The organism is Streptomyces sp. NPDC057654 (assembly GCF_042800135.1).
Classification (GTDB): Bacteria; Actinomycetota; Actinomycetes; order Streptomycetales; family Streptomycetaceae; genus Streptomyces.
Genome location: NZ_JBHVHQ010000135.1, coordinates 1 through 13,748, shown reverse-complemented (window position 1 = coordinate 13,748; position 13,748 = coordinate 1). Strand labels below are relative to the sequence as shown.

Genomic DNA, 13,748 nt, shown 5'->3' with positions numbered 1-13,748 from the left:
CTGCTGTGGTGGCGGGGGTCGGCGGCTCATCGCGCGTCGGGGTCGGGCCGTTTGTCGGGCGGGGCGTCGGGCGGGTCGGGCGACTGGGAGGCCGTGGGGGCCTCGGCCTCGGAGGGTTTCTCGGGGTCGGGCTTCTTCGGGGCGGACTTCTCGGGGTCCGGCTTCTCCGGACCCGGCTTCCTGGTGGTCCTGGTCGGCGCCGGCGCCGGCTCCTTCGTGGGAGCGGACGGTTCGGCCGTCGCCGAGGTCTTCGTGGCCTCCGTCGGCACGGTCGGCGCCGAAGGGCTGGCCGGTCCGGTCGGTCCGGTCGGTTCAGTCGGTTCGGTCGGCTTCGTGGGCCCGGTCGGGCCGGTCGGCTTGTCCTCCACCGCGACGCCGCTCACCGTCATCGACACGTCCGCCTGACCCCAGTCGTCGAGCATGGTGACGGTCGCCCGGTACGCGCCCGGCCGCGTCGGCCGGAAGGTCACGTCGAAGAGGCAGAGCCGGGAACCGGCCGGCGGCGGGCAGGCGTTCAGGGCGGTCCGCCAAGGGCGCGAACCGATCGCGGCCACCACCCCTTGCTCGTCGGAGACGCTCAGCGAGTTCTCGTCGTCGCACGGCAGCCACTTGTCGAAGCGGACGGTCCTGGTCACCGACTGCCCGACCGCCACCTGTCCGAAGTCCTCGGCAGGCAGGCCGACCGGTGTGCACGTACCGGAGGACGGGCTCGCGCTCGGATCGCGGCCGGACGGCGACGGGCCCGGCGAGCTCGGCCCGCTCGACGACCCGTCCGAGGGGCCGGCCGTGGACCCGCCCGTAGCCCCGCTGCTCCCACTGGTCCCACTGGTCCCGCCTTTGGTCACCGCCGGGGGCGACAGCCCGGCGGCCGTGGCGCTGGAGATCGCCGGGGCCGGTACCTCCGGCCGGTCGCCGTCCGCGGTGAACGCCGCCGCGAGGACGCCGCCCGCCACGACCGCGGCGACGGCGGCCCCGACCGCCGCCGGGTGCGTCATCGCGCCGCGCAGCCCCGACCGGCCCTTGGTCTTGGGCCGCAGGCGGCCGGACCGGCCCCCCGGCGCGTCCCCTTTCAGCTGCGACGGAACGCCCCCGGGCGAGGAGGGGGCGGGTGAAGAGGGAACGGGCTGCGGGCCGGGGGCGGGGCCGACGCCGGGCACGCCGTGGTGGGCCGCCGCCAGCGCGTACCCCCCGCCGCCGCCACCGGCCAGCGCCCCGAACCCGGCGGCCAGCGCGCGGCGGCGCACGTCCCGTTCGTGGGCGAAGTACTCGGCGTCGTGGGCGGCGCCGATCTCCAGGGCCGCACGCTCGCCGAGTTCGAGGGCCTGGCGCCACGCGCCCCAGCGCAGCGACCGGGCCAGCGCGGGGGCCGCGGCCCGCGCCAGGTCCCGTACCGCCGTGTGGTGGCCGGCCCAGCACGCGGACTCCAGGACGCGCCCGATGGCAGCGGACTCGGCGGCCGTCTGCTGCGGGGTGGCTCTGGTACGTACCCACGCGACCAGCGGCGCGGCGAAGTCGGCGGCCTGCCGGGGCGGGCCCACCCGTTCGGCGACGAGCACGGCGAGGCGGCCCACGGCCCGGTAGCCCGCGCCGTCGGCCACGGCGAGGCGCAGGGCGCCCAGTTCGGCCAGGGCGGCGCGATCCGCGCCCCCGGTGAACACGGTCAGCAGCCCCAGGGACACCGGCAGCGGGTCGAAGGCGCACAGCAGGCGCAGCAGCCGCGCCGCGCGCTCGCTGAGCCGCCCGGCGATGCCCACCGCGAACACCGACTCGTCCGTCGCGAGCGCCTCGAACGCCTCGTACGGGCCGTACGCGCCCTGGCCGACGACGCCCGTGACGGCGCGGCTGGCGGCGGAGGCGCTCATCGCGGCGGCGGCCTGCACCAGGGTGAGCGGGTGGCCCTCCACGGCGGCGACGAGGCGGCGCGCCGCGGTGATCTCGCGGCCGCGCAGCGGGCGGCCCAGTTCGCGTACGAGCAGGTCGAGCGCGGCGTGTTCGGGGAGCCCTTCGAGGCGCATCGGCCGGCCGCCGATCCCCTCGGCGGCGGTACCGCCCGGCCGGCCGCGGCCGAGTCCGCGCTCCACGGAGGAGAGCAGCAGCTCGCAGCCAGGGGTGGCGTGGACGAGGTCGGCGAGCTCCTCGGGGGAGCCGTCGAAGTCGTCGATGACGATCAGCAGCCCGCGCAGCGAGCCCATCAGCCGCCGCATGACGGCGAGTTCCGGCTTGTAGTCCGTCACCTCGAAGCAGGCGTGGAAGATCTCCTGGACGACGTCCTCGGCGGTCAGCCCGGCGGCGGGGAGGTGGACGACGGCGCCGCCGCGCGCGACGCGGTCGGCGGCGAAGGCGCGCAGCAGCGCGGTCTTGCCGAGGCCGGGCGGCCCGTGCACCTGCACCGGTTCGCCTGCGGCCAGCCACCGTCCCAGTGCGGCGAGTTCGCCCGTACGGGCCAGCAGGGCGGGGGCGCGGGCGGGCAGGGCCCAGCCCAGGGGGCGGGCGCGCCGGCGGACGGCGGGCGGCCCCTCGGCCCGGTAGGTGACGGACGAGCCCGCCTCGGCATTGATCACCACGTTGTGGTCGCCGACGACGACCTGCCCGAAGACATCGCCGTGGATGCGGACCCTGTTCCTGTCCGAATCGGCCATGGGCTGCCCCTCCCCCGTGCGCAAACCCAAGGATGGTTTTATAGCAGCCAATTCATATGATCAGTGAGCAATTTCCCTTATTGGTGTCACTTGTTCTCAACTGAGTGGCCCGCGACGGAAGGTGACATTCCCGACCACGATTCGGCCACCGTACGGTTGCCCCATGCTCACCGTGCGCTCCATCGCTCTCTTCCTCCTCGCGGCCCTCTTGGAGATCGGGGGCGCGTGGCTCGTCTGGCAGGGGGTGCGCGAGCAGCGCGGATGGGCGTGGATCGGCGGCGGGATCGTGGCCCTCGGCGCGTACGGATTCGTCGCCACCCTCCAGCCGGACGCGGACTTCGGCCGGATCCTCGCCGCGTACGGCGGGGTGTTCGTCGCCGGTTCGCTGGCCTGGGGCATGGCCGCGGACGGCTACCGCCCGGACCGCTTCGACGTGCTCGGCGCGCTGATCTGCCTCGCCGGGGTGGCCGTGATCATGTATGCGCCGAGGGGCCGCTGAGCGGGGGCGGCCGGGCATATCCTGCGCGAAGCGTGCAGACGTGACCACGCGACCGCGTGACTACGTGACCACGTGACCGCGTGAAGATCCGCACCCGACACCCCCGCACCCAGCGCTAGAGGAGAGCCCATGCCGCCCGCTGACGCCGCCACCGCATCCGCATCCGCATCCGCCACGACTGACGCCGCCGCCACCGCCCGTACCGCGGTCATCACCGGCGCCAGCAGCGGCATCGGCGCCGCCACCGCCCGCCGGCTGGCCGCCGAGGGCTACCGCGTCGTCCTCACCGCCCGCCGCAAGGACCGCGTCGAGGCGCTGGCCGCCGAGCTGACGGAGGCGGGCCACCGGGCCGACGCGCAGGCGCTCGACGTCACCGACCGCGCCGCCGTGGACGCCTTCGCGGCCGGGCTCGACCGCTGCGACGTCCTGGTCAACAACGCGGGCGGCGCGCTCGGCCTCGACCCCGTCGCCTCCGCGGACCCCGCCGACTGGCGCGCCATGTACGAGGTCAACGTCCTCGGCGTGCTCAACACCACGCAGGCCCTGCTGCCCGCCCTGGTCGCCTCCGGCGACGGCACCGTCCTGATCCTCTCCTCGACCGCGGGCCTGGGCACATACGAGGGCGGCGGAGGCTACGTCGCCGCCAAGCACGGCGCGCACGCCATCGCGGAGACACTGCGCCTGGAACTGTGCGGGCAGCCCGTACGCGTCATAGAGATCGCGCCGGGCATGGTCAAGACCGACGAGTTCGCCCTCACCCGGTTCCGCGGCGACGAGGAGAAAGCGGCCAACGTCTACGCGGGCGTGGCCGAGCCGCTGACCGCCGACGACGTCGCCGACACCATCGCCTGGACGGTCACCCGCCCGGCCCACGTCAACGTCGACCTCTTGGTCCTGCGCCCCCGCGCCCAGGCGTCCAACTTCAAGGTCCACCGAGAGAACTGACCGCCCGAGGAGAATTCCATGCGCGTAACGGCCATCGACCACCTGGTCCTCAACGTCGCCGACCCCGAACGCTCCCTGGACTTCTACTGCGGCCCGCTCGGCCTGGAGCCGGTCCGCGTGGACGAATGGCGCGCGGGCAAGGCGTCGTTCCCCTCGGTCCGCATCAGCCCGACCGCCATCCTCGACCTGGTCCAGGCCCCCCGCGGCGAGTCCAACGTCGACCATTTCTGCCTCACGGTCGACCCCCTCGACTGGCAGGAGGTCCTGGACTCCGGCGTCTTCACCGTCGTCGACGGCCCCGCCCAACGCTTCGGCGCCCGCGGCGACGCCCACTCCATCTACATCCTCGACCCCGACGGCAACAGAATCGAACTCCGCTGGTACCCGGAGGACGCCGCGTAGCCCCGTACACCGCTCGGCCGCCCGGCCCCGACCCCGCCGCTCACCTGGCCGGGGCCGGCCGGGCGACGGCCCGCGCCCGGTCGTAGAGATCGCGGGCGGCGGCATTCCGCACATGGGGGCGCAGCAGGCCGAGCATCGCCTTCACTCGCTCATCGGCGCGGCCCGACTGGACCATGGGGTAGTCGTCGAGGGCCTGATGCCAGGTGGCGCATGCCGCTTCGAGGTGGCCCAGCTCCAGTTGCCGCTCCGCCAGGAGGGCCCGGTGCCGCACCCGGGCGCGGCGGTAGACGCTGTACCGCACCCGGTCCGACCGCCGCATGGCCTCGACGGCGCCGGGGACGTCGCCCAGTTCGTAACGCACCTGGCTGACGTGGTAGTTCAGCGACGCCGGATCGTACGAACCGAATGCCCTGCCCCGCGCCTCCGCACGGTCCATGGCGGCCTCCGCCTCGCGGAGATACCGCAGCGCCGCCATACGGTCCCCGGTCTTCGCGGCCGCGTGCCCCTGCTGCCCGGCGAGGAAGGCCCGCATCCGGGGCCCGGCCGCGGGAGCGGCGGCGGCAGCCGCGTCCGCCAGCTCCAGCGCCCTGCCGCCGTGCCCCAGATCGACGGCCTGCACGCTCATGCCGCGCAGCACGGTGCAGTACGTCAGGTGGTCCTCGGCCGCCCCCGCCAGCTCCAGAGCCTTCACGTAGTAGCGCTGCGCGAGCCCGTGCAGCCCTTCGTCCACGGCCATGTAGCCGGTCAGATAGAGCAGGTCGGAAGCGGCGGACAGCATCGCCCGGCGCACCTCGGCCGACGCGTCGGCGCGCAGGTACGCCGCAACCGTGTTGACCATGAACGCAGCCGCCATGGGGCGCGCGTGACGGCCGCCGAACTGGTCGTCGAGCTCCGAAACGCGCTCGGTCATGGCGACGACCATGTCCACATCGCCCGACCCGATCCGCGAAACCCGCCTGGCCGCCACCGCCTCGGCCCGCCCGATCACCTCGGGCCACCCCGGGATCGTGAGCGCCACGGAGAACAGCCCCGCCCCCAGGACGCTCCGCCGGGACGGATCCATGTCCTGCCTCCCCAGGTCGACCATCCCTTCCACGCTATCCGCGGTAGCACCGGAGTGGTCCCGTGGAACCGGCAGACCGGCCTCGGCATGGGTCACGGGCCGGTCGAGCCGACGCGAGAAGGCTTCGAGGATGCACGCCCGCACAGCACCACGAGGAACAGTCCCGCCGAGCCAGTGGCTCACGGCCGACTCGTCGTAGCGAAGCGGCATACCGGTCTCCGTGCCGACCCGGTTCACAGCCCAGGCGCACTGGCGGTACGTCCATCGGCTCTCGGCGATCAGCCGGCCGAGGGCCGCGTTCGGTTCACGTACTGCCATGACCTTCAGCTCCCCCGGCCTTTACGAACTTTCAAGGCTTTCAAGTCCAGACACCGCCGCAACGATATCGCTGTATGCATCCGTGCGGTTACTTGGAGGCAGAACCAAGGCTCACTCCGCGGCATCCGTCGCGGATATCGCTTTCCCTGAGAGGAGAACTCCATGAACGTGGACGATCTGTTCACCGGCGACCTGGTCACCGGAGTACCGGCCATGAGCGCTGCGCTACAGGACAAGATGCCGGGTGGCGGCGACAACAACGGCGACCACTGCAAGTGATTCGCGCATGACGTGCGGCGGAGCGGGGCCGACCAGGCCGCACTCCGCCGCACCGCTTCGAAAGGTGACTACATGCTCTCGATGCGTCTGCGTCTGCCGGATCTGGACTGCCCGTACTGGCGGTTCCGCGAGGGCCGTTGGGTCTGCGGAACCAGCGGAAGCAGCTGGATCAGATCCGCTTCCGTCTCGGCACTCGCCGTGGAGTTCGACGACGACCGGGTCCCGAGCGTCACGCTCAAGGTGAGGGAGTGCAAGGAGGGGGTGGCGGACTTCATCACGGTCGCGATGCGCCCACGGGAAGTCCGGGTGTCGGCGGGTCTGTTCGGCACGGCTCCCCTCTACCTCGTAGCCGCGGGAGACGTGCTGCACGCGTCGTGGGACTTGGCGGAGCTGTACCCGTACGTGCGCACCGACCGGCTCGTGGCGCGCGTCGTGGCGCGGGCCTTGACCAGGCAGCACCGGTACACCGCGGACACGCTGTTCGGAGGGGTGTACCGGCTCACCGAGCGGGCCACAGCCGTCTTCACGTCCTCCGGCCTCACCGTGCGGTACCCGGAGCCCGCCGAGCACGTCCTCGCGCCCCGTACGCTGTGCACCGGCGTGGACCCGCTGGACGTATTCGACGCATTGCTGACCGAGGCCGTCCATGAAGCTCCCGCAGCGACCGGCTGCGTCGGTCTGGAGCTCTCGGGCGGAGCCGATTCCGGCAACGTCGCCCTCGCCGTGAACACGGTCGGCTTCCACGAGGTGCACAGCTTCGGGCTCCTGATGGACGGCAGCATCGGCATCGGGCAGAGGGCGCGTCGGCAGGCTCTGGCGGACCACTGCGGCTTCCATGACACGTCCATTCCCGCCATGCGGCACCCGCCGTTCGTACCCGGCGGAGTGCGGGCGCTCGGCACGCCCCACGACCCAGCGGGCGCTTTCTACCGGGAGGCGTTCGATGTCGTCCGCGCCCAGGCGGCGGCCCGCGGTTGCGAAGTGATGTTCACCGGCAGCGGCGGCGATGAGATCAACGCTCACCATTCGCGGACGAGCACGGAGCTTCCGCCGCCGGAACCCGTGCCGTGGCTCGGCCCCCAAGCCGCCGAAGCACTCGCCGACGTGAACGAACAACTGGCGCCGATGCCTGTGCTTCCGGTGCCGACGCTGATGGCCTTCGGGCTCCACAACCCCGGGTTCCTGCGCGCCGGGATCTGGCCCGTGAGCCCCCTGGTGCACCCCCGTATCGTGCGGTTCATGGAGCAGTTGCCGCACGAGTACAAGCGCGGGAAGGCCCTGTTCCGGGAGCGCCTGCGGCGAGCCGGAATGCCGGAGGCCGTCGCCTCGCCGCGGGAACCGGAGAACTTCCTCGGCGTCATGGAGGCCGGTCTCCGCTCGTACGGGCTCCGCGTCCTGGAGGGCATGGCGCGGGAATCGGTGCTGGCCGACCTCGGCTACGTCGACCCGAAAGCGCTCGCCCGAGCCGGAGCAGACGCAGAGCGCTCGCCTACGGTGCCCGACTTGCTGTGCGACGTGCTCTCCCTGGAAGTCGGGCTGCGCAGCCTCATGTGACGACACCGACGAGGAAGCCGAGCACGTGGAAGCATCGAACCTCTTCTACCGGGACCCCGCGCTGTACGACGCGGTCCAGGAGGACAGCGGCAGCGCCGCCGCCTGCCGGGCCCTGATCGAACGCCACCGCCCGGACGCCGCCACGCTGGCGGACTTCGGCTGCGGGACGGGCCGGGACCTGGGAATCCTGGCCGAGCGCTTCGGGTGCGTCGGCGTGGACATCCAGCCCGGCCTGGTCGACTACGCGCGCCGGGTACGGCCCGCGCTCGACATCCGGCTCGGCGACATGCGCACCGTCCGGCTCCGGCGGTACGTGGACGCCGTGGTGTGTCTCGGCAACTCCCTGGCGTACGTGCACGACAACGACGGCATCAGCGCGGTATTCGCCACCTTCGCCGCGCACGCGCTCCCCGGTACCCTCCTCGTCCTCTGCTCGCCCGTATCGCCCACCGTCCGCCCCGAACCCGCCACCGCGACCGTCGCGACCCCGGCCGGCCCCGCGCAGGTCACCATCGGCTACGAATGGGACCTGCGCACGCAGATCGACACCATGCACAGGCGCTGGGCCCTGCCGTCGGGCGACGAAGCACACGACACGATCCGGCGGCGCGTACTGTTCCCGCGCGAACTGGAGCACTACGCGTCCTGCGCCGGGTTCGAAGTACTGGACATGCTGAACGACCCGAACGCCGCGCTCACCGGCCCGATCGCCTACACGGTGGCCCGGTACGCGCCATGAGCCCAGAACGCCCCCCTGCCGCCCCGGAGCGCATCAGCTGTCCGTATCGCGCAGGCCCTGCTCCCCAGCCGCGGACCATGTGCCGACGTCCGGTCCGCCTGAGAGCCCCAAACACGTACAAGTCCATTGCCGTGCGATGCGAAGTTGCGCGCTGCCTCCACACCGGAAGCTACCCGGCGCGAGAGAAGATCTCGGATACAGGCAGGTGGCAGTGGCCCGTTCGACTGGCGTGACGTTTCTTGTGGCCCATCAGTTCATCCAATCTGATGCGCTGGTCCAGGACTGCCATGAAGTCGCTGCCGTCCATCGTGATGAAGGGCGTACTCAGGCTGTAGACCGCCAATGCATCCTGTGTGAAACCTTCGACGCTGACGTAAAGGCCGAGAGTGTTCTTCCCCTTGCGCTCGATGTTGGCCTTGAACACATCGAGCTCTCGTCGGCCGATCCGCTCCCGCCACCACTTGGCTTCGAGTATGTAGTGGTCCGTATCGAAGACGAACGCACCATCGATCTGCTCATGCGGCATCTCGTACGACGCCTGCGGGTCCAAGTCATAGAGAGCGAACAGTTCGTTGATGAAGCCCTCGAAGTCCCGGCCCCTCTGGTGTGGATCAGTTGCCGCACGCATCTGGAGGAAGCGCTGCTTCAACCTCTCATGGTCTTCCGCGAACAACCGAGTAGCCTGAGCTGCCTGTGCGCTCGCCGCTATAGAGGCCGCGTAATCTTTGTGCTCTGCGACGGTCTCCCTCAGCTTCTGCGTCCACCTGCGCAGCTCCGCGACGGCAGCCTCCGCCTTGGGCAACATCTCCGCGTGGTCAACCTGCTGCTCCAAGTTGGGAAACCGCTCAAGGTCGGCAACATCGAGCATGATCTCAAGGGCCACATCGAAGTACCGAGCTTCGTTGGCGCGCAGCAGATCGACGAGCAGCCCGGAGGTTTCACGCTTCGTGGCATGGAAGTCGAGTTGAGCCACGAGCTCGCTGTGGTTGCGCAACAGCCCTCGCAGGTAGCGCTCGAACGGCGACTTGTTCCAATAGATCACTGTCAGGGCATCAGCCAGCGCGTTGTACGCGGTCGGGTTGATGCTGTTCCCACGGACTCCTTGCGGCATAGGCCCCCCTAGAACTTGCACAACGCACCTCACTATTCATCACGTTAGCGCTCCCCTGTGTGTAAAGGCCTCCAGACGGCGGTGGACGTCTGCCAACTCACAGATGAGAGACACAGCGAGCCCGACCGCTATCGACGTCGGCAATCGCACGTCGTTGCAGTCAGCGCCCCCACAACGCGCTGGTCCCGGACCGAAGCCGGCCCGGGACGATCGAGTGCAGCGCGGCGGTCACCCCTTCACGCAGATGACCTGCTTGAGCTTGGCGACGACCTCGACGAGGTCGCGCTGCTGGTCGATGACCTGCTCGATGGGCTTGTAGGCGGCGGGGATCTCGTCGACGACGCCGGAGTCCTTGCGGCATTCGACGCCGCGGGTCTGGTCCTCCAGGTCCTTGGCGGAGAAGCGCCGCTTCGCGGCGTTGCGGCTCATGCGGCGGCCCGCGCCGTGGGAGGCGGAGTTGAAGGAGGCGGCGTTGCCGAGGCCGCGGACGATGTACGAGCCGGTGCCCATGGAGCCGGGGATGATGCCGTACTCGCCGCTGCCCGCGCGGATCGCGCCCTTGCGGGTGACGAGCAGGTCCATGCCGTCGTAGCGCTCCTCGGAGACGTAGTTGTGGTGGCAGGAGATGACAGAGTCAAAGGTGACGCGCGCCTTCTTGAACTCCCGGCGGACCACGTCCTGGAAGAGGGCCATCATGACGGCGCGGTTGTGCTTCGCGTACTCCTGGGCCCAGAAGAGGTCGTGCCGGTAGGCCGCCATCTGCGGGGTGTCGGCGATGAAGACGGCGAGGTCGCGGTCGACGAGGCCCTGGTTGTGCGGGAGGTCCCGCGCGGTGCCGATGTGGTGTTCGGCCAGTTCCTTGCCGATGTTCCGGGAGCCGGAGTGCAGCATGAGCCAGACGGCGCCCGTCTCGTCGTACGTGAGTTCGATGAAGTGGTTGCCGGAGCCGAGCGAACCCATCTGCTTCACGGCCCGCCCCTGCCGGAACCTGACCGCCTGCGCCACCCCGTCGAACCGCGCCCAGAAGTCGTCCCACCCGGCCGTCGGGTAGCCGTGCATCCGCCCCGGGTCCACCGGATCGTCGTGCATCGCCCGCCCCACCGGAATCGCCTGCTCGATCTTGGAGCGCAGCCGCGACAGATCCCCCGGCAGGTCATTGGCGGTGAGCGAGGTCTTCACGGCCGACATGCCGCAGCCGATGTCCACCCCGACCGCCGCCGGGCAGACCGCCCCGCGCATGGCGATCACCGAGCCGACCGTCGCGCCCTTGCCGTAGTGCACGTCCGGCATCACGGCCAGCCCCTTGATCCACGGCAGCGTCGAGACATTGCGCAGCTGCTGCATCGCGCCGTCCTCGACCGACGCCGGATCGGCCCACATGCGGATCGGGACCTGCGCCCCGGGCACCTCGGTGTACGACATGACTTACCTCATTCCCCCACAAAACCCTTGAAGCGCAAAAGCCGGACCTAACGTCGGATTGACGGCGGAGAACCGGCAGGCGCGGCAGTACGTGCGGTAGACATTGTTTCCGGCCGCCCCCTTCGGGCGGCAACCAGTTTTCCGGCGAAAGGGGCTCTGAACAGTGCAGCGAAAGGCGTACGCACCAGTCGCCGCACTGGCCGCGGCCCTGCTCACGGTCGGGCTGGCGAGCGGTTGCAGCTCCGGATCCGGGACCACCGGCTCCGGCGACGACGCCAAGTCCAGGGACTCCAGTCCGTCCGCGACCGCCGCGCAGCCCGGCAAGTACCAGTCGCTCCCCGAGCCCTGCGGAAAGGTCGACCGCAAGACGCTGCGCACCATGCTGCCCGGCGTCGACGACCAGAGCGACCAGGACGCCGAGAAGACGTACGCCGGACAGCCCAACCTCACCTACGACACCGACCGGCGCGTCGGCTGCCGCTGGAGCCTGGAGACGCCCGACGGCACCCGCCATATCGCGGTCGACTACGAGCGCGTGGTCTCCTACGACCCCGCCGTCAGCGACGACGACCGGGCCCGGCAGCTCTACGAGGCGCGGGCCAGCGCCGCCAACATCCCGACCGGCTCCTCCACGGGCCACCCGCCGGGCCACTCCGCCGGCAACACATCCGCGGGCAACGGCTCCGCCGGCTCCTCCACGCCGCAGAACCACGGCTCGTCCGCCCAGCTCCTCGCGGAGGGCGACGCCGATACGAGCCCCACGGCCACCCCCGGCACGCCCACCACCCCCTCGGCCCCCGCCTCCCCCACCGCGAACGCCGCCGACCTCGCCCCCCGGCTCCTGAACGACCTCGGCGACGACGCCTTCCTCAACGACCGGCTCGCCAGCACCGACTCCGGCGTGCACCGCGACATCACCATCGTCTTCCGCTCCTCGAACGTCCTCGTCACCGTCGGATACGACCAGTGGGCCGCCGACAAGCACCACACCCCCAGCAGCGAGGACCTCCAGAGCAAGGCCCGCGGACTGGCCCATGAGCTCGCCGAGCACTTCAGCGACTGATCCGGCGAGTCGCATCGAGCCTCGTCGAACCGCATCGAGTTACGGCGAGTATCGCCACACTTGGGCCGCCGCCGCGCCCCGGCCGCGTACCGTGCCGGTAGTCCCGCCCGGCGCCCGCCGGCACCGGCCGGATCCGCCCGGCTGCCGCCGGCCCGCCCGTCGACACCGACCGAATGAGCGAAGGACCCATGCACAGCACAGCCCCGCGACTCGCCCGAATCCTCGCCTGCGGAGCAGTACCGGTGATGCTCGTCGCCACCGGCTGCTCCGACGACTCCGGCTCGAAGAAGAAGGACTCGTCGAGCTCGTCCTCCGCCGCCTCCTCCTCGGCCAGCGCCTCGCCCACCGTCGAGGCCGCCGCGTTCTCCAAGCTCCCCGAAGCCTGCAAGGAGATCTCGACGAAGACGGTCGACAAGCTCGTGCCCAACGTCAAGGAGAAGAACGGCAAGGCCCTCAAGCCCCCCAAGAACGGGAGCTCCACCTCCTGCCTGTGGAACGGCACGGATGACGACGACGTCAAGGACATGCAGTACCGCGCCCTCACCATCGAACTCAACCTCTTCCCCTCCCAGCCGACCCTCGGCTCCGGCGACCAGCGCGCCAAGGCGTACGTCACCCAGCAGACCGACAAGGCCACCAAGGCGGACGGCGCGAAGAACGTCAAGACCGGCACGGCCGACGGCGTCGGCGACCAGGCCAACACGGTCAAGGCCGAGGCCAGACGGGGCGGCGACAACTACCGCGACCAGCGGGTCGTCGCCCGTACCGCCAATGCCGTCGTCACGGTGCAGTACGACGGCGCGGGCTTCCAGGGGGCCAAGTCGCCCGACGCCGACGAACTGCTGAAGCAGGCGGAGACCGCCGCCAAGGAGGCTCTCGCCTCTGTCGCCGCCATCAACAAGTAGCCCATAGCAACAGCCGCCGCGCCCCGCCCCGAACGGGTGTGCCAGTCTTGGCGCGCCGGTATTCGAGGGCGGGGAGGGATCGCGGGTGTCCGCGACGGAAGTGACCAAGCTGACGCGTACGCACCGCATATTGATCGGTCTCGTCGTGGCGGGGGCGATGGTGATCGCCGGAATCGGCTTCGCCGGTTCGTACGCCGCCGTGCGCGACCTCGCCCTCAAGAAGGGTTTCGGCGGATTCGCCGACGTCCTGCCCATCGGCATCGACGCCGGAATCGTCGTCCTCCTGGCCCTGGACCTGCTCCTGACCTGGATGCGGATCCCCTTCCCGCTGCTGCGCCAGACCGCCTGGCTGCTCACCGCCGCCACCATCGCCTTCAACGGCGCCGCCGCCTGGCCCGACCCGCTCGGCGTCGGCATGCACGCCGTCATCCCCGTGCTCTTCGTCGTCTCCGTCGAAGCCGCACGCCACGCGGTCGGGCGGATCGCCGACATCACGGCCGACCGGCACATGGAAGGCGTCCGCCTCACTCGCTGGCTGCTCTCCCCCGTTCCCACGTTCCGCCTGTGGCGGCGGATGAAGCTGTGGGAGCTGCGCAGCTACGAGCAGGTCATCCAGCTGGAACAGGAACGCCTCGTCTACCGCGCCCGCCTCCAGGCCCGCTACGGCCGCGCGTGGCGGCGCAAGGCGCCGGTCGAGTCCCTGATGCCGTTGCGCTTGGCGCGCTTCGGCGTCCCCCTCTCGGAAACCGGCCCCGCGGGCCTGGCCGCCGCCGGGATCGCCCCTTCCCTGGCCGTCGCGGCCCTGACGC

Annotated in this window: 12 protein-coding genes; 8 read left to right on the top strand and 4 right to left on the bottom strand. The window is 71.0% G+C overall.

The genetic code is table 11. From position 1 onward, the window contains the following. Nucleotides 1-26: 26 nt before the first annotated feature. On the bottom strand, nucleotides 27-2,639 hold the full coding sequence (locus ACFU99_RS13625; protein WP_384390380.1) for a hypothetical protein: 2,613 nt from the start codon (nucleotides 2,637-2,639) through the stop codon (nucleotides 27-29). A 163-nt stretch (nucleotides 2,640-2,802) separates the two neighbouring features. On the opposite strand from ACFU99_RS13625, the gene ACFU99_RS13620 reads away from it, so the two are divergent. The 3 genes from ACFU99_RS13620 (at nucleotide 2,803) to ACFU99_RS13610 (ending at nucleotide 4,485) form a co-directional block, all read left to right on the top strand. Continuing rightward, complete coding sequence (locus ACFU99_RS13620) at nucleotides 2,803-3,138, top strand: YnfA family protein (protein WP_384390377.1); 336 nt, start codon at nucleotides 2,803-2,805, stop codon at nucleotides 3,136-3,138. A gap of 129 nt (nucleotides 3,139-3,267) precedes the next feature. Beyond that, complete coding sequence (locus ACFU99_RS13615) at nucleotides 3,268-4,083, top strand: SDR family NAD(P)-dependent oxidoreductase (RefSeq protein ID WP_384390375.1); 816 nt, start codon at nucleotides 3,268-3,270, stop codon at nucleotides 4,081-4,083. Nucleotides 4,084-4,101: 18 nt separating this feature from the next. Further along, a complete protein-coding gene (locus tag ACFU99_RS13610; RefSeq protein WP_384390372.1) occupies nucleotides 4,102-4,485 on the top strand; it encodes a VOC family protein in 384 nt (127 codons plus the stop codon). A 40-nt stretch (nucleotides 4,486-4,525) separates the two neighbouring features. Here ACFU99_RS13610 and ACFU99_RS13605 read toward each other — a convergent pair whose 3' ends face one another. Beyond that, entirely contained in the window at nucleotides 4,526-5,866 is a 1,341-nt protein-coding gene (locus ACFU99_RS13605; protein ID WP_384390369.1) for a tetratricopeptide repeat protein, read from the bottom strand. Nucleotides 5,867-6,217: 351 nt separating this feature from the next. On the opposite strand from ACFU99_RS13605, the gene ACFU99_RS13600 reads away from it, so the two are divergent. Next, entirely contained in the window at nucleotides 6,218-7,699 is a 1,482-nt protein-coding gene (locus ACFU99_RS13600; protein WP_384390367.1) for an asparagine synthase-related protein, read from the top strand. Nucleotides 7,700-7,724: 25 nt separating this feature from the next. Beyond that, on the top strand, nucleotides 7,725-8,438 hold the full coding sequence (locus ACFU99_RS13595; RefSeq protein ID WP_384390365.1) for a class I SAM-dependent methyltransferase: 714 nt from the start codon (nucleotides 7,725-7,727) through the stop codon (nucleotides 8,436-8,438). Nucleotides 8,439-8,607: 169 nt separating this feature from the next. Here ACFU99_RS13595 and ACFU99_RS13590 read toward each other — a convergent pair whose 3' ends face one another. Further along, nucleotides 8,608-9,549, bottom strand: a complete 942-nt coding sequence (locus tag ACFU99_RS13590) for a restriction endonuclease (RefSeq protein ID WP_384390362.1) — start codon at nucleotides 9,547-9,549, stop codon at nucleotides 8,608-8,610. Between the two features lie 228 nt (nucleotides 9,550-9,777). Continuing rightward, entirely contained in the window at nucleotides 9,778-10,971 is a 1,194-nt protein-coding gene (locus tag ACFU99_RS13585; RefSeq protein WP_384390359.1) for an RtcB family protein, read from the bottom strand. A 163-nt stretch (nucleotides 10,972-11,134) separates the two neighbouring features. Between ACFU99_RS13585 and ACFU99_RS13580 the strand changes: the two genes are divergently transcribed. The 3 genes from ACFU99_RS13580 to ACFU99_RS13570 all read left to right on the top strand — a co-directional run. Continuing rightward, nucleotides 11,135-12,034, top strand: coding sequence for a hypothetical protein (locus ACFU99_RS13580; protein ID WP_384390356.1), 900 nt, complete (start codon nucleotides 11,135-11,137; stop codon nucleotides 12,032-12,034). A gap of 188 nt (nucleotides 12,035-12,222) precedes the next feature. Then, nucleotides 12,223-12,939 carry a hypothetical protein gene (locus ACFU99_RS13575; RefSeq protein WP_384390353.1) on the top strand — a complete coding sequence of 239 codons (717 nt, stop codon included), beginning with the start codon at nucleotides 12,223-12,225 and terminating at the stop codon, nucleotides 12,937-12,939. A 157-nt stretch (nucleotides 12,940-13,096) separates the two neighbouring features. Next, nucleotides 13,097-13,748, top strand: a 652-nt coding sequence (locus ACFU99_RS13570; RefSeq protein WP_384390383.1) for a DUF2637 domain-containing protein, incomplete at its 3' end; no start/stop codon positions are given.